This is a genomic window from Iodidimonas muriae (assembly GCF_014647255.1).
Lineage (GTDB): Bacteria > Pseudomonadota > Alphaproteobacteria > Sphingomonadales > Rhodothalassiaceae > Iodidimonas > Iodidimonas muriae.
The window spans coordinates 1-17,548 of record NZ_BMOV01000002.1; the positions used below are offsets into that span (position 1 = coordinate 1).

16 protein-coding genes, 4 tRNA genes and 1 other RNA gene are annotated in these 17,548 nt (G+C 54.8%); 11 read left to right on the top strand and 10 right to left on the bottom strand.

What is annotated here, in order from left to right:
- Positions 1–177: 177 nt before the first annotated feature.
- Both IEX96_RS02425 and IEX96_RS02430 read right to left on the bottom strand, forming a co-directional pair.
- Positions 178–251: transfer RNA gene (locus tag IEX96_RS02425), tRNA-Gly, on the bottom strand.
- A gap of 72 nt (positions 252–323) precedes the next feature.
- A tRNA-Tyr gene (locus IEX96_RS02430) sits at positions 324–408 on the bottom strand.
- A gap of 141 nt (positions 409–549) precedes the next feature.
- Between IEX96_RS02430 and rlmB the strand changes: the two genes are divergently transcribed.
- Positions 550–1,461 carry a 23S rRNA (guanosine(2251)-2'-O)-methyltransferase RlmB gene (gene rlmB, locus IEX96_RS02435; protein ID WP_229773481.1) on the top strand — a complete coding sequence of 304 codons (912 nt, stop codon included), beginning with the start codon at positions 550–552 and terminating at the stop codon, positions 1,459–1,461.
- Between the two features lie 89 nt (positions 1,462–1,550).
- On the opposite strand, the gene IEX96_RS14180 is transcribed toward rlmB, so the two are convergent.
- The 4 genes from IEX96_RS14180 to IEX96_RS02450 form a co-directional block, all read right to left on the bottom strand.
- Positions 1,551–1,679, bottom strand: a complete 129-nt coding sequence (locus IEX96_RS14180; RefSeq protein WP_268238491.1) for a hypothetical protein — start codon at positions 1,677–1,679, stop codon at positions 1,551–1,553.
- A 98-nt stretch (positions 1,680–1,777) separates the two neighbouring features.
- Positions 1,778–2,737: a hypothetical protein gene (locus IEX96_RS02440; RefSeq protein ID WP_188873435.1), complete on the bottom strand. Its 960-nt coding sequence runs from the start codon at positions 2,735–2,737 to the stop codon at positions 1,778–1,780.
- The gene (locus IEX96_RS02445; RefSeq protein WP_150004112.1) at positions 2,734–3,615 is read right to left on the bottom strand and encodes an ABC transporter ATP-binding protein; all 882 of its coding nucleotides are present in this window, start codon (positions 3,613–3,615) and stop codon (positions 2,734–2,736) included. The genes IEX96_RS02440 and IEX96_RS02445 overlap by 4 nt, the downstream gene beginning before the upstream one ends.
- Positions 3,608–3,985, bottom strand: coding sequence for a GntR family transcriptional regulator (locus IEX96_RS02450; protein WP_373293747.1), 378 nt, complete (start codon positions 3,983–3,985; stop codon positions 3,608–3,610). Before IEX96_RS02450 ends, IEX96_RS02445 begins: the two co-directional genes overlap by 8 nt.
- Before the next feature lie 527 nt (positions 3,986–4,512).
- On the opposite strand from IEX96_RS02450, the gene IEX96_RS02455 reads away from it, so the two are divergent.
- The 4 genes from IEX96_RS02455 (at position 4,513) to wecB (ending at position 9,339) form a co-directional block, all read left to right on the top strand.
- Positions 4,513–4,588, top strand: a tRNA-Thr gene (locus tag IEX96_RS02455).
- 248 nt (positions 4,589–4,836) lie between these two features.
- Positions 4,837–6,198 (top strand): bifunctional UDP-N-acetylglucosamine diphosphorylase/glucosamine-1-phosphate N-acetyltransferase GlmU, encoded by a 1,362-nt coding sequence (gene glmU / locus IEX96_RS02460; RefSeq protein WP_188873436.1) that lies wholly within the window; start codon positions 4,837–4,839, stop codon positions 6,196–6,198.
- A 22-nt stretch (positions 6,199–6,220) separates the two neighbouring features.
- On the top strand, positions 6,221–8,044 hold the full coding sequence (gene glmS / locus IEX96_RS02465; RefSeq protein WP_188873437.1) for a glutamine--fructose-6-phosphate transaminase (isomerizing): 1,824 nt from the start codon (positions 6,221–6,223) through the stop codon (positions 8,042–8,044).
- A 113-nt stretch (positions 8,045–8,157) separates the two neighbouring features.
- Positions 8,158–9,339 carry a non-hydrolyzing UDP-N-acetylglucosamine 2-epimerase gene (wecB, locus tag IEX96_RS02470; protein ID WP_150004114.1) on the top strand — a complete coding sequence of 394 codons (1,182 nt, stop codon included), beginning with the start codon at positions 8,158–8,160 and terminating at the stop codon, positions 9,337–9,339.
- A 150-nt stretch (positions 9,340–9,489) separates the two neighbouring features.
- Here the strand turns inward: wecB and IEX96_RS02475 are convergent.
- A tRNA-Ser gene (locus IEX96_RS02475) sits at positions 9,490–9,579 on the bottom strand.
- Between the two features lie 268 nt (positions 9,580–9,847).
- On the opposite strand from IEX96_RS02475, the gene IEX96_RS02480 reads away from it, so the two are divergent.
- Positions 9,848–10,219: an energy transducer TonB gene (locus IEX96_RS02480; RefSeq protein ID WP_150004115.1), complete on the top strand. Its 372-nt coding sequence runs from the start codon at positions 9,848–9,850 to the stop codon at positions 10,217–10,219.
- An 86-nt stretch (positions 10,220–10,305) separates the two neighbouring features.
- On the opposite strand, the gene IEX96_RS02485 is transcribed toward IEX96_RS02480, so the two are convergent.
- Positions 10,306–10,626 (bottom strand): DMT family transporter, encoded by a 321-nt coding sequence (locus IEX96_RS02485; RefSeq protein WP_188873438.1) that lies wholly within the window; start codon positions 10,624–10,626, stop codon positions 10,306–10,308.
- 291 nt (positions 10,627–10,917) lie between these two features.
- On the opposite strand from IEX96_RS02485, the gene IEX96_RS02490 reads away from it, so the two are divergent.
- Both IEX96_RS02490 and IEX96_RS02495 read left to right on the top strand, forming a co-directional pair.
- Complete coding sequence (locus tag IEX96_RS02490; protein ID WP_150004117.1) at positions 10,918–13,311, top strand: DUF8508 domain-containing protein; 2,394 nt, start codon at positions 10,918–10,920, stop codon at positions 13,309–13,311.
- A gap of 79 nt (positions 13,312–13,390) precedes the next feature.
- Positions 13,391–13,984: a peptidoglycan-binding domain-containing protein gene (locus tag IEX96_RS02495; protein WP_150004118.1), complete on the top strand. Its 594-nt coding sequence runs from the start codon at positions 13,391–13,393 to the stop codon at positions 13,982–13,984.
- Between the two features lie 21 nt (positions 13,985–14,005).
- Here the strand turns inward: IEX96_RS02495 and IEX96_RS02500 are convergent, their stop codons facing one another.
- Positions 14,006–14,581 carry an SRPBCC family protein gene (locus IEX96_RS02500; RefSeq protein WP_150004119.1) on the bottom strand — a complete coding sequence of 192 codons (576 nt, stop codon included), beginning with the start codon at positions 14,579–14,581 and terminating at the stop codon, positions 14,006–14,008.
- A gap of 144 nt (positions 14,582–14,725) precedes the next feature.
- Here IEX96_RS02500 and ssrA point away from each other — a divergent pair.
- Together ssrA and IEX96_RS02510 are read left to right on the top strand one after the other, a co-directional pair.
- Positions 14,726–14,801, top strand: a transfer-messenger RNA (tmRNA) gene (gene ssrA / locus IEX96_RS02505).
- Between the two features lie 298 nt (positions 14,802–15,099).
- Positions 15,100–15,648, top strand: a complete 549-nt coding sequence (locus IEX96_RS02510; protein WP_150004120.1) for a DUF1353 domain-containing protein — start codon at positions 15,100–15,102, stop codon at positions 15,646–15,648.
- 66 nt (positions 15,649–15,714) lie between these two features.
- Here the strand turns inward: IEX96_RS02510 and hmpA are convergent, their stop codons facing one another.
- Positions 15,715–16,968, bottom strand: coding sequence for an NO-inducible flavohemoprotein (hmpA, locus tag IEX96_RS02515; RefSeq protein ID WP_150004121.1), 1,254 nt, complete (start codon positions 16,966–16,968; stop codon positions 15,715–15,717).
- A gap of 78 nt (positions 16,969–17,046) precedes the next feature.
- On the opposite strand from hmpA, the gene IEX96_RS02520 reads away from it, so the two are divergent.
- On the top strand, positions 17,047–17,472 hold the full coding sequence (locus tag IEX96_RS02520; protein WP_150004122.1) for an Rrf2 family transcriptional regulator: 426 nt from the start codon (positions 17,047–17,049) through the stop codon (positions 17,470–17,472).
- Positions 17,473–17,548 lie beyond the last annotated feature (76 nt).

Below are 17,548 nucleotides of genomic sequence, written 5' to 3' on the forward strand. Positions count from 1 at the left end.
GGTCAACATGGCCAATCGTGCCAATGTTCACATGCGGCTTGCTCCGCTCAAACTTTGCCTTCGCCATTGCCCAGTCCTATTAATTCGTTCTCACCGCGCCCATCGGGGCGATTCATTGCGCAAATTCCGACGGATCGGCAGCGACGGGCCCAGAGAGGCATATGTGCCCCCTAAATCTGGAGCGGGTGACGGGAATCGAACCCGCATAACCAGCTTGGAAGGCTGGGGCTCTACCATTGAGCTACACCCGCGAACCCGGCCGGCAACCTGTCCGGCTCCCTCAATGTCTGACCGTTATCTGTCTGAACATTGCGGGAAAAAAGTGGTGGAGGGGGCAGGATTCGAACCTGCGTAGGGAAACCCGGCAGATTTACAGTCTGCTGCCTTTAACCACTCGGCCACCCCTCCAAAACACATGACGGCCCGTTCACTTCCGAGCCGTGTGGGGCCGGACTATCCGCAAATGGAAGGCCTTGTCAACATTCCTCTTCGGGAAATTCATCACCAAAAGCATTTTCCCATGATCCGCAACGGCACCCCCCATGGTGGATGCTTGCGCCCAAAGCCCGTTATGCCTATAGCGAAGCCATGGCACAGCAAAAAAAATCTCGCAGAAAAACACCCGGGCGCGGCCCCGCTCCAGAGGCCAGAAAAGCCCCGGAAAAACGGCGCACCGCCTCCACAGAAGCCAACCGCCCCAGCAAAAGGGCTCCCGGATTATTGCTGTTCGGAAAACACGCGGTTGCCGCAGCGCTTTTGAATCCAAAAAGACAGGCCAAACGGCTTTATGCCACCAAAAACGGCTTGGACGCCTTAACCTCCCTATGCGCCTTACCCACGGGCCTTCCTGTCGAAATCACCGACATGGACAGTCTGAAGTCTTTGGTGTCCGGCCCCAATGCCACCGGCGATTCTCCCACCCAGGGCGTGGTGTTGGAGGTCTTGCCGCTTCCCGGATATTCCGCCCTGGATTTCCCGCCCAAAGCGGCCGAACGCTCGGTGATCATAGTGCTGGATCAGGTAGAAGACCCCCATAATGTAGGCGCTATCTTGCGTTCTGCTGCCGTATTTGGCGCCCAATGCCTTATTACACAGGATCGCCATGCCCCGCCGGAAAGCGGTGTGCTTGCCAAATCGGCGTCTGGTGCTTTGGATGTGGTGCCATGGGTGCGGGTGACCAATATCGCCGCAACGCTGGATGAACTGGCGCAGATGGGCTATTGGCGCGTCGGACTTGCCGGCGAGGGCGAGGCGACACTTGATTCGATCGACCTTGGTCCGGCTTTGGTTCTGGTGCTGGGCGCAGAAGGCCGGGGCCTGCGCCCGCTGGTGCGCAAGCATTGCGATATGCTGGCGAAAATCCCGTTGGCTGCAACGGGCGGGCTGATCGATAGCCTGAATGTATCCAATGCCGCCGCTGTGGCCCTTTATGCCCTGACACAAGGAATGTCAGAGCAATAAGCGCATATAAAAAGGCCACGCCTTGGATAGGCCCGGCCTTTCGCAAACCCGTCTGGGCTTGAAGAATAGCAACCCTCGTCCTGATAAACTCAGGATCGAGCCTCATTCGCATGGACAGCCCGGCGATTATTATAATGACGCTGGGCGTGACGAATCAGTGTCAGGGGAACCGTGCTGTCCGTTTCCGGTGTAACTTTCGCTTGCAGAACGTTTTTCATGGTCTTGTCCTCGTCAGATACTGTCATGGATAGATTGTTTTGTTTTTGAAGGTCTTCACCGCCCTTCCCCAGAGCAGTGAAGACAAGGATTAAGTGCGTCAGAGATTGTAACGGCGGAACCAGATCGCGCCGTAGATGAGACCGGCGGCAATCGCCAAACCGATCCACAAATCCACAGAACCGAGCGTAGAAAACACCGCACCCAGATCGGGTTTGCTCATTTCCTGCATGAAGATTTCAAGGTCAGCCTCGCCTCCCCCGTCATATCGCGCACCGTCCGCGATCGGCTCTCCAATAGAACGGATCACCGGAGCTGCGGACAGATGGGTGCCGATCCATGTAATGAAATAGTTTGAGCGCAAAAACAGGCCCTCAGCCACCGCCACCACCACAGGCGGCAGCACGGCATACATGAAGGGGGCGCGGGGGGCATAAGCACCGCAAAAAAGCACCCAGGCAAAAACCGGTAAAGACCACAGAGCCCACATCATCAACACCAGCGGGGATTGCAGCCAGTTTATCAAAATCACGTCGATTTGCCACACAGTCCACACCGGCCCGCCTTGCACGCCGCCAATGACAGAGATCACCAACAGGGTCAGAACCTGCATAGCCATACTGACGACCAGGAAAACCAGCGGTGCCAGCACCATGCCTGCGGCCACTTTGGCCAGAACTTCTTGCGTATCCGACACCGGCATGGACTTCCAAAACAGGAAACTCCTGTCGCGCCGTTCTTCATAAAGGCTGCCCAGTAGAATGAAAAAAATCACAAAGGGCAAAATCAGCAAGGCTGGAGCGGACATCATGGACAGGAAAGTGACCACCAGCCCGCCCCGCATCAAAGGAGCTTCCGCCGCCAGCCTGTTCAACAAGCCTGCTATGGAGGCATATTCGTTTTCAGAGCCATGCCAATCGGGCACCATGATTCCGGCACCGATGCTCAGTGATGCAACCGCCACGACCAGCATCAATCCCGTAATGATCGCCGGTGCATAAACAATGCCGGTCCGGTGCTCGATCAGTTCGCGCTTGGCCAATGCCAAAAATTTACTCATGCCCCGTCTCCCGACATTTTGGCGACAAAGATATCGGCCAGCGACATCCTGCGAACGTCGCCCAATTGTTTCAACGCGGCGCGATCCGCCCCTTCATAGACAAAGGAGCAGCGCCCCAAAGAGCGGCTTTCTTGGATCGGGTTCAAAGCCCTTGCCGCATCCGCATGATCAGTGTCGGTGATCAGTTCGAAAAACCGCTCATTCAAATCTTCGGCCGGAGCATCCAGCACAATCTCGCCGTCGCGGATGAACATCACATCGCTCAGGATATGTTCAATTTCCTCCACCTGATGGGTGGTGACGATGATGGTGCGCTCTTCATCGAAATATTCTTCTAAAAGATCCCGGTAAAAGGCTTTGCGAAACAAGATGTCCAGGCCCAGGGTCGGCTCGTCCAGCACCAAAAGGCGAGCATCGATGCCCATCACAATGGCCAGATGAAGCTGCGTCACCATGCCTTTGGACAGGGCCTTGATCGCCTTGTTTTGCGGGATTTTCGTGCGCTCCAGAAAATTCAGCGTGGCCGTACGCGAAAAACGCGGATGCACACCCTCCACATAATCCAGAAGCTGCGAGACTTTCATCCAACGGGGCAAAGTGGCCACATCGGCGATAAAGCAGACCTCTTTCATCAGTTCATCGCGCTGACGCCCCGGGTCTTTTCCCAAAACCCGCACATCGCCATCAAAGGGAATCAGCCCCAAAATGGCATTGAGCAAAGTGGTCTTGCCCGCGCCATTGGCACCAATAACGCCATAGATCCGCCCGAGAGGGATGGTAAAATCAACGCCCTTCAAAGCCGTAAATTTCCCATATTGCTTGGCAAGTCCGGTGACTTCGATCACCGGATTTCCGGCATGTATTTTGTGGTCATTCATTACGGCCCCCTGTTTTTTCAGCGCTTGTTGCGAGCAAGTCTTGTGGATCGATTCCCAGTGAGTCTATGCGTTCCAGAATGCGCGGCCAGTCTTCTTCCAAAAACCGGCGGCGCTCATTGGACAAAACCTTGCCGCGCGCACCTTCAATGATGAACATGCCCAGGCCCCGACGTTTTTCCACCAGATCTTCGGCTACCAGCTCCTGATAAGCCTTTGATGCAGTGATCGGATTGATTTGCAGGTCCACGGCGATTGCTCGCACCGAGGGCAGTGGCTCCCCTTCCTTCAGGTCGCCGTCAATGATGGCATTCACCACCTTGTCTCTTAATTGCCGGTAAATCGGCTGATCGTCCGTCCAATCTGACGTGATCATGATGTTTCTTTCTTTGGCATTCTTTCATCTTATCCCCGGTTCGTCCCCATGGCGCCGTTACGATATGCCAAACAGGGTGGGCACAGGGGCGATTCGAAAATCATGCCGCCGTGTGGGAACCAAGCGGTTTATCCGCCGGTTTCCTTTAAAAGAGTCGCTTATCCTCGCTGTCGTGACCATCGGGCCTCTCCTTTTCGGAGTTTATCGCTTGCTGTCGTTGTTTGGCGGGAGGGTCATGCCCATCGCCTTAGTGTGTTACATATGTATAACACCGGAACGCGCATGTCAACAGGTGTTGTACTCTCCTACATCACCACAAAAATCATCCTTATTCTTCAATGAGATAATTTCATTTTTCATGCACCAGGCGATCTCTATCCGGATGTTATTTCGCATTAAACTAAGAAAAAAGAACAGACTCTGCCTTATCAACCGCCCGTACAGGCATTTTTTCAATTGATTCTCGGCGCATCGCCGCATAGGTTCCCAGCCGCGCGGGTGCTTCAGCCCCATATAAGCGCAGGGCCGGCTTAGCTCAGTTGGTAGAGCAGTGGTTTTGTAAACCGAAGGTCGGGGGTTCGAGTCCCTCAGCCGGCACCATTTCCCCCCTTAGTCCCGACCAGTCCGACTCGCACATAACGCTCTCTCGAGCGCTGGACATGATGGGGTAACGCGTGGCTGCCCATACCAGCTCCCCTCTTCCCCCTAAGAGACTGACAGAGAAAAGTGCCCTGCCGTCCATGATTGGGTTTTGAACTGGATCACGCCCTGTGGCACCCTGCGCTTGTTTTTAGACACTATGCTCACCTATCCACGATCGTCGCTCATTAAAAGAGGTCCATTCTTTCATGACCAGCCGCGCCATTGCCGCCGTCATCCTTGCTGCTGGCAAGGGCACCCGGATGAAATCAAGCCAACATAAAGTGCTGCATCCCTTGGCAGGGCAACCGATGATCCATCACCTTTTGGCAACGCTTGATCATGTGCAAACCAGCCGCACAGTGATGGTGGTGGGGGCCGGCCGCGACCAAGTGGAAACGGCGATGGCAGGCCGTGATATCCGCTTTGCCGTACAAGAGCCGCAATTGGGTACAGGGCATGCGGTGATGGCAGCCCTCCCCGAACTGGACGGCCATGAGGGCGATATTTTGGTGCTTTATGGCGATACGCCACTGATTCCTGCTGATATTCTGGCGCAAATGCTCAGCCGTTTGCACAGCACACCCCCAAATGGCAGCGGCAAAACCGGCCTTGTGGTGCTGGGCTTCCGTCCCAAAGACCCGGCACAATATGGCCGACTGGTTCTGGATGACGATGGCGCGCTCGATCGCATTGTCGAATATAAAGACGCCACCCCGTCTGAACGCGCCATATCCTTGTGCAATTCCGGGGTGATGGCTTTTGATGGCGCTTTATTGCCCGACCTGCTGTCACGCCTGACAAATTCCAATGCCAATGGCGAATATTACCTCACCGATACGGTGGCCATCGCTCGCAGCCTGGGGGCAAGCGTGCAAGTGGTCGAGGCTTTGGAAGACGATCTGATCGGGGTCAATTCACGGATGGATCTGGCCAAGGCGGAAGCGGTGATTCAAAAGCGCATGCGGGACGCCGCCATGGCAAATGGAGCCACCTTGATTGACCCCGCGAGCGTTTATTTCAGCCACGATACCAAGCTGGGCCGGGATGTTCTGGTGGAACCCCATGTGGTATTCGGCCCCGGCGTCCATATTGCCGATGGCGCAACCATCCGCGCTTTTTCGCATCTGGAAGGCGCACATGTCGCGGAAAATGCCACAATTGGCCCCTATGCCCGGCTGCGGCCCGGTGCCGAGATCGGCATTGGAGCAAAGGTGGGAAATTTTGTGGAAATCAAAAAGGCCAAAGTGGAAGAGGGCGCCAAGATCAGCCATTTAAGCTATATCGGCGATGCCAGTATTGGGGCCCATGCCAATATCGGCGCGGGCACCATCACGTGCAATTATGACGGCTTTTCAAAATACCATACCAGCATCGGCGCCGGAGCCTTTATCGGCTCCAATTCCGCGTTGGTAGCCCCCGTTACCATCGGGGCCGGGGCCATTATAGGCGCAGGCAGCACCCTTTCCGGGGATGTGGAGGCCGACGATCTGGCGCTCACCCGAGCCGAGCGGCAAACGCGCCCCGGCTGGGCAAAAAAATTCCGCGCCGCCAAGCAACGTAAAAAATAAACAGACGAGGGAGTGGACCATCATGTGCGGCATCATTGGCATTGTCGGGCGCGCGCCTGTTTCAGGCCGGCTGGTGGACGCTTTGCGTCGGCTGGAATATCGCGGCTATGACAGCGCAGGCATCGCCACCTTGTGCAACAGCAGGCTGGACCGCCGCCGGGCCAGCGGCAAATTGCGCAATCTGGAAGCGGTGTTGGAAAAATCTCCGCTAGAGGGCCTGATCGGCATCGGCCACACCCGATGGGCCACCCATGGTGCTCCGACCCAAGCCAATGCCCATCCTCATCTGGGGGCGCATGTTGCGGTGGTCCATAATGGCATTATCGAAAATTTCAAAGAACTGCGCGACGCCCTGATAAACGCCGGACACCGCTTTGCCAGCGACACCGATACGGAAGTCATCGCCCATTTGTTGAGCGACCGCATCGCCCAAGGCCTTTCCCCACATGATGCCGTGAAAGATACCCTCGACCAATTGGAAGGGGCCTTTGCCCTTGCCATTTTGATCAATGGAGAAGACCGCGTGATGTTTGGCGCGCGGCGCGGCAGCCCGCTGGTTGTGGGCTATGGCGAAGGGGAAAGTTATTTGGGCTCTGATGCCATCGCTTTGGCAGGACTAACCAATCGCATTTGTTATCTGGAAGAAGGCGACTGGGTCCAATTATCCAACGACACTGTGCAGATATTCGATATGACCGGCGCTGCGGTTGAACGGCCCGTCACATTGTCCGCCGCCACCGGGGCTTTGGTGGACAAGGGCAATCACCGCCATTTCATGCTCAAGGAAATCTACGAGCAACCCACTGTCGTCGGGCAAACCCTCAGCAGCTATATCGATCCTTTAAACCTACGCATTGTGCTGCAAGATCTATGCTTTGATCCCAAAACCATCTCGCGCGTCACGCTGATAGCATGCGGCACCAGCTATTATGCGGCCATGGTCGCCAAATACTGGATAGAACACTATGCCCACATTCCGGTGGATGTGGATATCGCCTCGGAGTTTCGATATCGCGCGCCGGTTCTTTCCCAAGGCGGCTTGGCGGTGTTTATCTCGCAATCGGGCGAAACGGCAGATACGCTGGCAGCCCTGCGCCATTGCAAACAGGCAGGTCAAACGGTCGCCGCCATCGTGAATGTGCCGGAATCCACCATGGCCCGCGAAGCCGATATGGTGTTTCCCATCCATGCAGGACCGGAAATCGGTGTCGCCAGCACCAAGGCCTTCACCTGCCAACTCAGTGTTCTCGCTGCCCTTGCCATTGGCTTTGGCGTCTTGCGCAAAACCATCGACCGCTCTTTGGAGGCCACATTGGTACAAGCCTTGAGCGAAGTCCCCTCTCGCATGGCAGAGGTTTTGCATCATGATGAAAAGCTGCGCGACATCGCAGCCGATCTGGCAAATGCCCGCGATGTGCTTTATCTGGGCCGTGGAACCGATTATCCCATCGCCCTTGAAGGTGCGCTGAAGCTCAAGGAAATCAGCTATATTCACGCCGAAGGCTATGCGGCAGGGGAATTGAAACACGGCCCCATTGCCCTCATCGATCAAGCCGTCCCCATTGTGGTGATTGCCCCCATGGGGCCTTTGTTTGAAAAAACCGTATCGAATATGGAAGAGGCCATTGCCCGCGGCGGAAAAGTGATTTTGATGAGCTGCAAAGACGGCCTGAAAAATCACAGTGATATGGCTATGGCCAGCATCGAACTGCCGCAGGTCCACCCCATGGCCACGCCTTTGCTTTATGCACTGCCTGTGCAGCTTCTCGCTTATCACACCGCCGTCCATAAAGGCACCGATGTGGACCAACCGCGCAATCTGGCAAAATCGGTAACGGTGGAATGAGCCTCATTCAGTGAAACAACTCTAAATAAACACTGGACAGTTGCACGAATAACTGGAAAGAATACCCGTATCAAGTGTACTTCAAAGGGGCGCTGCATGGTGCTTTGCCCCCAATGCCACGGGTTATATGGATTGTGCACATCCTGTCTGTCATTGGCACGCGCCCAGAAGCTATCAAACTTGCTCCCCTCATTCTGGAGTTCGAGCAAAAACGTGACATCACGCACAGCTTGTGCCTGACGGGGCAACACCGGGATTTGGTGCAGCCGGTGTTGCAACAATTTGGCCTTAAAAGCACATATGACCTGAACCTGATGGCTCCCGAACAAAGCCTTGCCGCGCTCACCGCGGCCATTCTTGACGGGCTGTCGAATATATTGGATGCGGAACAACCCGATTGGCTGGTGGTGCAAGGCGATACCAGCAGCGCCTTTGCAGCAGCATTGGCCGGATTTTATGCGGCCATTCCCGTTTTGCATGTGGAAAGCGGCTTGCGCAGCCACGACCCGCTCAACCCTTGGCCCGAAGAAGCCCATCGGCGCATGATTTCCCCCATCGCAACGCTTCACGCGGCGCCGACGGCGGCGGCGGCCTTGAGTCTGGAGCGGGAAGGCATCGCCAGAGAGAACATTCTGATCAGCGGCAATAGTGGCATTGATGCTTTGCATAAAATGTGCGTGCGGCTGGATCAGGATGCGGATCTTTTAGCCCGGACACAGGCGCAATTGCCGCTTTCCCGGCCAGACAAACGGTTGATTTTTGTCACCTGCCACCGGCGAGAACAGCGGGCAGAACGCTTGCAAGGCTTGGCGCGGGCCTTGATACACCTTGCTGCACGGGGCGATGTGGACATTATCTTGCCCACCCACCCTTCTCCGCAAGTGCACAGCCCGTTGCATTCGGCCTTAGATGGGAAGGCCGGTATAGCTCTGGTGCCGCCTTTGGATTATGCGGCAACAGTCTGCCTGTTGCGTACCTGCCATTTTGTGATCTCGGACAGCGGCGGCTTGCAAGAAGAAGCGCCATCATTGGGCAAGCCGATCCTTGTGCTGCGCGATGTTACAGAACGACAAGAAGCGGTGGATGCCGGCGCGGCAATTCTTGTGGGGCAATCGGAAGAGCGCATTTTGACCCAGGCCAATCGCCTGCTGGATCACCCGACCTATTATGCAGGCATGGCCCGACTGCGCAAATTGTTCGGCGATGGTAAAGCCAGTGCGCGAATCGTCGAGCACCTGATGACGCATCATAAAAATACGCACGTAGCCCAACGCACTCGTCACCACCAATCTTGAAACCCGACCCACGGAAACGATCAGGTGATGGCCGCAAACCATCAACGGTCCACCTGATCTGATTTGTGCTTCTTGATGAAAAAGACGAAAACCGCTTCAAAACAAAAAAGGCCCCCACTGGGACCTTATCTCGGGTTCTTGAATGATAACTGGCGGAGCGGGAGGGATTCGAACCCTCGAGGGGCTTACACCCCAACACGCTTTCCAGGCGTGCGCCTTAAACCGCTCGGCCACCGCTCCGCAAAGCCCGCCAGCGTCTCTCTGCCAGCGGATTGCCGCGCACTATAGTGGTTCATCGCCGCAACGCAAGTCTGCAAATTCACTATTGGTAAATTCCTTGGCCGGAAGGCCCAACAAAGCCCGAAAGGTTAAATTTTATTAAGTATATTCCTTAAATGCAGTTTTACGAATCCTCCTTAATCTAGCTCATGCGTAGGAACAAAAGGGGCAAAATGCCTGACAGAAGCTCCCTTCGCCTAAAAAATGTGCACGAAGAAAGGCAGAAAGCATGAGACCATCATTCAAGGGGCTGATCTTGGGCCTCACCGCGGGAGTTGTGATGGCGGCCGGGGCAACGGGTGCCAATGCTGCAGACGCTACCAGCTGGAAACGATCCATCGCCAAGGTTGTCGCCCAAAAGCAGGTTTATCCACGATCCGCCTTGCGCCGCGAAATTGAAGGCAGCGCCCGTGTGAAAGTAACCATCGACCGCGATGGCAAAATCGCCAATTTTGAAATGTTGGAAGACACCGGCCATGAAGTGTTGAACCGGGAAGTGCCCAAGCTGATGGAGCGAATCAATCCGCTTCCGACCCCTCCCTCTGATCTGAGCGATGCGGAATTGACATTTATTCTGCCGCTATCATGGGTACTGCGCTAAACGCTCTTATCATATAGAATCACTAAAAATGGCACCGTCTTCGGTGCCTTTTTTATTTATGACCGGCGGCCTCATCCGGAACCTGTTCAATTAGGTGAAGACATCTTCATCAGCAGCAGGCCAGAAACAATCAACAAAGCAGCAATAACCCGCCCGGCATTGACCTGTTCACCCAAAACGGTAATGCCAACAAGAAAGGCGCCCACGGCCCCAATGCCTGTCCAGATGGTATAAGCGGTGCTCAGCGGCAAAGCCTTCAAAGACAAGGAAAGAAGCCAGAAGCTGGCAATCATCGAAACAACCATCAAAATGCTGGGAACAAGCAGCGTGAAGCCTTGGGATTGCTTCATAAAATAGGACCACACCACTTCAAACAAACCGGCAAAAAACAAAAAAATCCACGCCATGATGATCCCTTATATAATGCCGGGCTGTCCCGGTCGTTGCGGCCCGAAAATGAAAACGAGCGTGGCCTCTATGCTTTGACCCACCAGCAAAAACAACAGATTTTCGGTAGAAAAGTCCGCATTCCTTGCCGTTGGACTTTATGAGTATCAAGAGCAGCGGCAGACATAAGCGTCCCCGACTCATCCCTTTTTAAAAAGTTAACTAATTATTAAAATTTTAACTTTCTTGGCCATTGGAATTTTGCTAAATAACAAAATATGGCGTTATTAATAAAAGAGGGGATTTGTGCCATGCGTAGACGCTTCAGCCGGTGGGCCACGGCAACTATAGCCATATTTGCGGTGATGCAGCCCGCTTGGGCGACGCCATTTATCAATGAATTCCATTATGACAATGTCGGCACCGATACCGGTGAATTCATTGAAATTGCCGGGCTGGCAGGCACCGACCTGACCGGTTGGACCCTGCAACTATACAATGGCAATGGCGGGGCGCTTTACAACACCTTCAATCTAAGTGGCACTTTAACGGATCAGGCCAATGGTTTTGGCTTTCAAACGGTCAGCGGCCCGTCCAATTCCATCCAGAATGGAAGTCCCGATGGCATCGCTCTTGTGGATAACACCAATACCGTCATCCAATTCCTTAGCTATGAAGGCAGCTTCACTGCGACCAATGGAGCAGCCAATGGCCTTACCAGCACCGATATCGGTGTGCGGGAAACCAGCTCTACGCCGGTCGGTTTTTCCCTGCAATTAACCGGAAATATCACTACCGATTCTTCGGGCAATGTAACCTCTGACTTTACATGGGCCGCTCCGGCAGCGCAAACCGCTGGGGCCGCAAATATCGGCCAAACCTTCAATGGTGCCGGCGGTGGTGATTCCGGCGGTGGCGACACCGGTGGCGGCAATGGCGGAACCGACGCAACAGTCGCCGCAATTTATGAGATCCAGGGCGCAAGCCACGGCTCGGCCTTTGATGGCCAGTTGGTTGAGACCAGCGGCATTGTTACCGCCATCGCCAGCAATGGCTTTTATGTTCAGGATGCAAATGGTGATGGCAATGATGCCACATCCGATGCCATTTTTGTGTTCACTGGCGGCACGCCAACCGTCGCCATTGGCGACGATGTGTCCATCACCGGCACGGTCGATGAATTCACGCCCGGTGGCGCCTCTTCCGGCAATCTCTCCATCACTGAAATCACCTCTCCAACAATCACGGTTGCCTCTTCGGGCAACTCTTTGCCGCCTGCGGTGATTATTGGATCGGCCGGACGGACGCCTCCCACATCAAGCATCGATAGCGACAATTTTGCCGCCTTCAATCCCAATGAAGATGGCATCGATTTTTATGAAAGCCTCGAGGGCATGCGGGTCACCATTTCCGACGCGCAAGCGGTCGCCCCCACCAATAATTTCGGCGAAATTTATGTGGTGGCCGATGCCGGTGCCGATGCCACGGGCATGAATGACCGGGGCGGCATTACCATTTCCGATGGTGATTTGAACCCTGAGCGCTTGCAGATTGATGACAGCTTGTTAACGGGCAATTCTCCTGATGTGCAAATCGGCGACGGTTTGGGGGATGTGACCGGCGTGATCGGCTATAGCTTCGGGAATTTCGAACTTTTGCCAACCGATGCCCCCACCGTAACGGCGGGTGGCCTTGTGGCAGAAACCACCAGCATCCCCGTTGAGGATGATCGTTTGACGGTGGCCAGCTTCAATGTGGAAAATCTGTCGGCCCAAAGCGGGGACGACAAATTCGCAGCCCTTGCCCAGCAGATCGTTGACGGTCTGCGCAGCCCCGACGTGATTGGCCTGCAAGAAATTCAGGATAATAGCGGCCCGACCAATGACGGGGTGACCGATGCCTCCCAGACCTATCAGGCATTAATCGACGCCATTGTGGCTTTGGGCGGTCCGCAATATGCCTTTGCCGATGTTGCCCCTGCTGACGGCACCAGCGGTGGCCAACCGGGCGGCAATATCCGCACAGGCTTCCTTTATAATCCTGATCGCGTCGATCTGGTGCCCGGATCGGTCATGGCCGTGCCCGGTGCCGATACGGATGCCGCCTTCAACAATTCCCGCCAGCCATTGGTTGCCACCTTCGTTTTCAACGGGCAGGAAGTGACCATCGTCAATAATCACTTCCGGTCCAAAGGTGGCTCGGACCCGTTGTTCGGCTCAGTTCAGCCTCCCGCCAATGGTGGAGAAGACGCCCGCACAGCCCAAGCGCAGTTCGTTCATGATTTCATCCAGGGATTGCTGGCCCTCAACCCCACAGCCAATGTCATTGCCTTGGGGGATTTGAACGAGTTCGCTTTCTTGCCACCTTTGCAAGCGCTGGCTGGTTTGGGCCTTGATCAAATCCTGACCGATCTGGCGTCCCTATTGGCGGCCGAGGAGCGCTATAGCTTCATCTTTGAAGGCAATAGCCAATTGCTGGATCATATTTTCGTCACGGACAATCTGCTCAGTGCCGATGTGCTGTTTGATATCGTGCATATGAATGCGGAATTCCTGAATGCCTTCACCGACCATGATCCGCTCTTGGCCAGCTTCTTGCTGCCCGCACTGGCTGTGCCGGTTCCGCCTGCCCTGTTGTTGCTTTTGATGGGTCTGGCGCTGTTTGCAGCCTTACAACGCAAGCGTTTGGTGATGGTAAAAGGCTGACATCTTTTCTCCATTCGCTATTCTTTTGGCAGGAGCGGTTCCGTCGCTCCTGCCCTTTTTTCAATTGCAGGATAGGATCATGGCCCTCTGTCGGATCGCGATATTTACACTCTCTTTTTGCATGCTTGCGCTGGCGCCAAAGGCTCAGGCGGGGGACAGGGACGGCAATTTTGCCATCAAAGGTGTGGGACTGGCCCCGTGCGCCGATTATCTTGTGGCATTGGAAGCCAACGATCCCCGCTTGCCCATGTTTCTGGGCTGGGTATCTGGCTATCTCACCTCGTTCAATCAATATGAACCCAACACCTATGACATCGTCGATTGGCAGTCCGATGCTTATATAATGCAGTCCCTGCGCGGGTTCTGCGCAGCCAATAAAGAGCGCCGGTTTTTCGAAGCCGCATATCAAATGGCGCAAAGCCTGAAAGACACGCGGGTAAACAGCGAAAGCCCCTTGGTGATTGTTGAAGGACCAAGCGGCCCCATCCGGCTTTATCGCTCTACCCTTGATGAGGTACGCGCGGCTTTGGAAAGCCAAGGATTTCTGGATGAGCAAGCCCATGGCCGGGATGCCTTGATGCGGGCTTTGACGGATTATCAAAATGCCAATGGCCTGAAAGCCACCGGCGCACCGGACAATCCCACGCTTTATGCGCTTTTGGTCAATCGTTAAGATATCGGGTCTAAAGGAGGCTCATGGAAAGGCAGCGCATGGGCCGCCGTCGCGGCAGCCCGCCTCCAAATAGCCTTTCAGGCGCCCGCTCAGGAAATGCGCCCACACACCCTTGAGCGCCATATCCCAGCCATCCTGATAGACGCCGGAGACAGAAAGACGGGCTGTCAGTATCGCGCTGTCCTTCGTGTCTCCCGGCTGCAGTTCCCATATGGTGATGATCGTCACCGCATGGCCGTTAAACCCCAGCGGGCCATCCAACACCAGCCGCTTTTCTTCCTCGGCATAGATCACCCGCGCATGCACCACGCCGTTTTGACCCGCTTCATCAAAATATTCGTAAAAGGCTCCGCCGGGCTGCGCCTTGATGAAGAGCCGCGCCGGGGTGTCTGCAAAACTATGATCCCACCACCCACTGATATCATTGGTAATAGCCGCCCACACTTCGGATGTCGATGCAGGCAACTCCACTTGATGGCTCAATGAAAAGGCCCGACTTTCCAGCTTTGTCACACGGGTTTCATCTGCGCCGCTTTGCGCCTTAGCTGTCGTGGCCAAAACACTGAAAAACATCAAGGCAAGAAAGCGATATCGCATGAAATGATCTTTCGCGAGGGAGGAGGACGACACAGCGGCCAATCCAGCTTTTCATATTGGTCGATGAGGTGCAATATCCTCTTGCGAAGAGTAGCTGAGATGCTTATTGTCCGCCCCGCTTCACCTATCGAAGCCATCCTTTAAGGGGCCGTAGCTCAGTTGGGAGAGCGCAGCAATCGCACTGCTGAGGTCAGGGGTTCGATTCCCCTCGGCTCCACCATTCCCTAGCGGGAAAGGCATTTTGGAAAAAAGGCCGTTTCAGGTCAATCCGCTTCCCCCGCTCGTCATTTTTAACTGGTCCCGCTCCGCTCGACCCGAAGCCGTCATGATCGCCGGTGTTGGGGTCGATGCTCACATGGACCGTACTCAAGGCTGTGGGCCCACCGTCATTCCCACACACCCTCGCGTCATTCCCGGACTTGATCCGGGGCTCCAGTTCTTCCTTTATCAAAGGCAGCAACAGGGCCACTCTATACGCTCGAATCATGTCCACCTGAGAAAGGGGAAGGGAGAGAGGCATGTCCGTTGACACGCCGCGCTATGTCACGCCGATCATCGCAGACCCCTATCCAAACGGTCCGTGGCAAGAGATCACCAATTTCCGCTATTTAACGCCTTTGCATCTCTATCGGGCGCGGCGGGGCATCCCTTTCGGAACCGCCATGCGAGGGGCCGATTATGTGGTGGCACAGCCTTATCGCATTGCCATAGATATAGACGGCATCACCAAAAACATCACCGTTCCCGCAGGAATGCTGACCGATCTTGCTTCGGTGCCAAGCTTTGCACGGGCTGTTGCCGGGCGCGTTGGACGGCATCTGGAAGCCTCGATCGTCCATGATTTTCTATATATTGCCTGGCAGGATCTGCCCAACCGGTCACCGGAAAAACGCGACCGGAAATATGCCGACCTGATATTGGATCAAGGCATGAAAGCGGCCCAAAGCCGGGTCCGGATGCCCATTTTCCGGGCGGTGCGCCTGTTTGGTTGGGGCGTTTATAAAAAGCCGGACAATCCGCGCTATATCGACACCGATGATATCGAGCCCGGCCCCGCGATTATATGACGATAGCGCCCTGTCACCCGCGAACATATGTCGAAGATGACAGGGCTGGTGAAACGACTCACCCGTTCAGGCGGCGCGGGAGGTTGCGTCCGGCTTTGAGTCCAGCGCTTGTCTTGGCCCAAAAAACTCGAAATGGATTTGAGCGGGCGGAATATCCCAGTCCAGCAGATCGTGATACACATTCACCATGAATGGCTGCGGGCCGCAGAAATAGAACTCGCCATCATGGCTGGGTAGCAATTGATCCAGCAAGTCCTGATCGATGAAGCCAATGCTGCTATTCTCGCCTTGTGGCGCCGCACCGGCATCAGGCTCGCTATAGCGGTAATGGGTGGTCAGATTGGGATATTTCTGCGCCAACTGGTCGATGGTTTCCTTGAAGGCCTGTGTGCGCTCGTTCAAGCAGCCATGAACAAACAGAATCGGTCGATTCGGCGTTGTTTCAAGGGTTGCCAGCAATATGCTCAGGATCGGCGTGATCCCGACCCCAGCCGCCAAAAGCACCAAAGGACGCTCAACCTCTTTGGTCACATCAAGGAAAAATTCGCCGCAGGGCGGAGCCACCTCGACCACAGCACCGGGCTCGATAGCCTTATGCAAATGATTCGAAACAAAACCACCCGGCACCTCCGCGCCCTTGCCATCTTCCCGTTTCACGCTGATGCGGAACCAGTTCTGGCCGGGCATATCCGACAGGCTGTAATTCCGCATGGTGGTCTGGCCATCGGGTGTCGGCAGGCGCAAGGTGATATATTGCCCGGGCTTGAAATGGGGCAAAGGCGCGCCATCTTTGGGAGCCAGATAAAAGGACGTGATCACATCGCTTTCGCGCTGCTTCTTGATCACCTCGAAAGCTTTGAACCCTTCCCAGCCACCATCTGCCGATGCCAGATCCCGATAGATCTGTGCTTCCCGGTTAATCAGAATATCAGCCAGAAATCCATAAGCCTGCGCCCATGCGTCAATCACCTCATCGGTTGCGCCTTCGCCCAGAACTTCACGGATAGAGGCCAGCAAATTCTCGCCGACAATGGGATAATGCTCTGGCTTAATCTGCAAAGACGCATGCTTTTGGGCGATCAGTTCAACCGCATCCCTAAGCGCCCCCAGATTATCGATATTGGCTGCATAAGCGCAAATCGCACCCGCCAAAGCCCGTTGCTGAAGCCCGGCACTTTGATTGGCGGCATTGAAAAAAGAACGTACTTCGGGATTATGGGAAAACATTCTTTGATAGAAATGGCGGGTCAATGTTTCGCCATGGGTGGCAAGGATGGGTGCGGTGGATTTCACAATGGCGATGGTCTGATCGCTTAGCATATGAGAGACTCCATAATATGTATATCTTCTACATATTATGGCTTATAAGCATTTCAAACGGGCGGGCAAGGAAAATCGATGCAGCTCACGACATTCACGGATTTTGGTATGCGCAGCCTGATGTATCTGGCCTCTTCGCCAGAGAAAAAATGTAGCGTGCGGGAAATCGCCGACCATTACAGCATCTCGCGCAATCATCTGGTGAAGGTGGTCCATAAACTGGCACAGCTTGGCTATATCCTGAGCACCAAAGGCAAAGGCGGCGGCATTGCTCTTGCCCCTCATAGCATAGAGCTGAAATTGGGAGATATCGTGCAAAGCCTGGAGCCATCCATGGATCTGGTGGAATGCTTCGATGCCAGCACCAATAGCTGCAAGATCACGGAATCATGCCAGCTGAAACACTATCTTTTTGAAGCCAATAACGCCTTCATCCAAACTCTAAACAAATATACTTTGGCCGATGCGGTTCAAAACAAGCTGGAGATCGGGTTCAAGGCATAGCGCCTGAAATGAAGGCCATCCCATCTTGAAAGATATATGGCCCAAGGGGCTTTCCCATGAAAAAAGCCGGCGAGAA

Bases quoted from the DNA above. Each gene is read 5' to 3' on its own strand.
- rlmB (WP_229773481.1), top strand. From the start codon at position 550: ATGCTTGCGCCCAAAGCCCGTTATGCCTATAGCGAAGCCATGGCACAG.
- IEX96_RS14180 (WP_268238491.1), bottom strand. From the start codon at position 1,679: ATGAAAAACGTTCTGCAAGCGAAAGTTACACCGGAAACGGACAGCACG.
- IEX96_RS02440 (WP_188873435.1), bottom strand. From the start codon at position 2,737: ATGAGTAAATTTTTGGCATTGGCCAAGCGCGAACTGATCGAGCACCGG.
- IEX96_RS02445 (WP_150004112.1), bottom strand. From the start codon at position 3,615: ATGAATGACCACAAAATACATGCCGGAAATCCGGTGATCGAAGTCACC.
- glmU (WP_188873436.1), top strand. From the start codon at position 4,837: ATGACCAGCCGCGCCATTGCCGCCGTCATCCTTGCTGCTGGCAAGGGC.
- glmS (WP_188873437.1), top strand. From the start codon at position 6,221: ATGTGCGGCATCATTGGCATTGTCGGGCGCGCGCCTGTTTCAGGCCGG.
- wecB (WP_150004114.1), top strand. From the start codon at position 8,158: ATGCCACGGGTTATATGGATTGTGCACATCCTGTCTGTCATTGGCACG.
- IEX96_RS02480 (WP_150004115.1), top strand. From the start codon at position 9,848: ATGAGACCATCATTCAAGGGGCTGATCTTGGGCCTCACCGCGGGAGTT.
- IEX96_RS02485 (WP_188873438.1), bottom strand. From the start codon at position 10,626: ATGGCGTGGATTTTTTTGTTTTTTGCCGGTTTGTTTGAAGTGGTGTGG.
- IEX96_RS02490 (WP_150004117.1), top strand. From the start codon at position 10,918: ATGCGTAGACGCTTCAGCCGGTGGGCCACGGCAACTATAGCCATATTT.
- IEX96_RS02495 (WP_150004118.1), top strand. From the start codon at position 13,391: ATGGCCCTCTGTCGGATCGCGATATTTACACTCTCTTTTTGCATGCTT.
- IEX96_RS02500 (WP_150004119.1), bottom strand. From the start codon at position 14,581: ATGCGATATCGCTTTCTTGCCTTGATGTTTTTCAGTGTTTTGGCCACG.
- IEX96_RS02510 (WP_150004120.1), top strand. From the start codon at position 15,100: ATGTCCGTTGACACGCCGCGCTATGTCACGCCGATCATCGCAGACCCC.
- hmpA (WP_150004121.1), bottom strand. From the start codon at position 16,968: ATGCTAAGCGATCAGACCATCGCCATTGTGAAATCCACCGCACCCATC.
- IEX96_RS02520 (WP_150004122.1), top strand. From the start codon at position 17,047: ATGCAGCTCACGACATTCACGGATTTTGGTATGCGCAGCCTGATGTAT.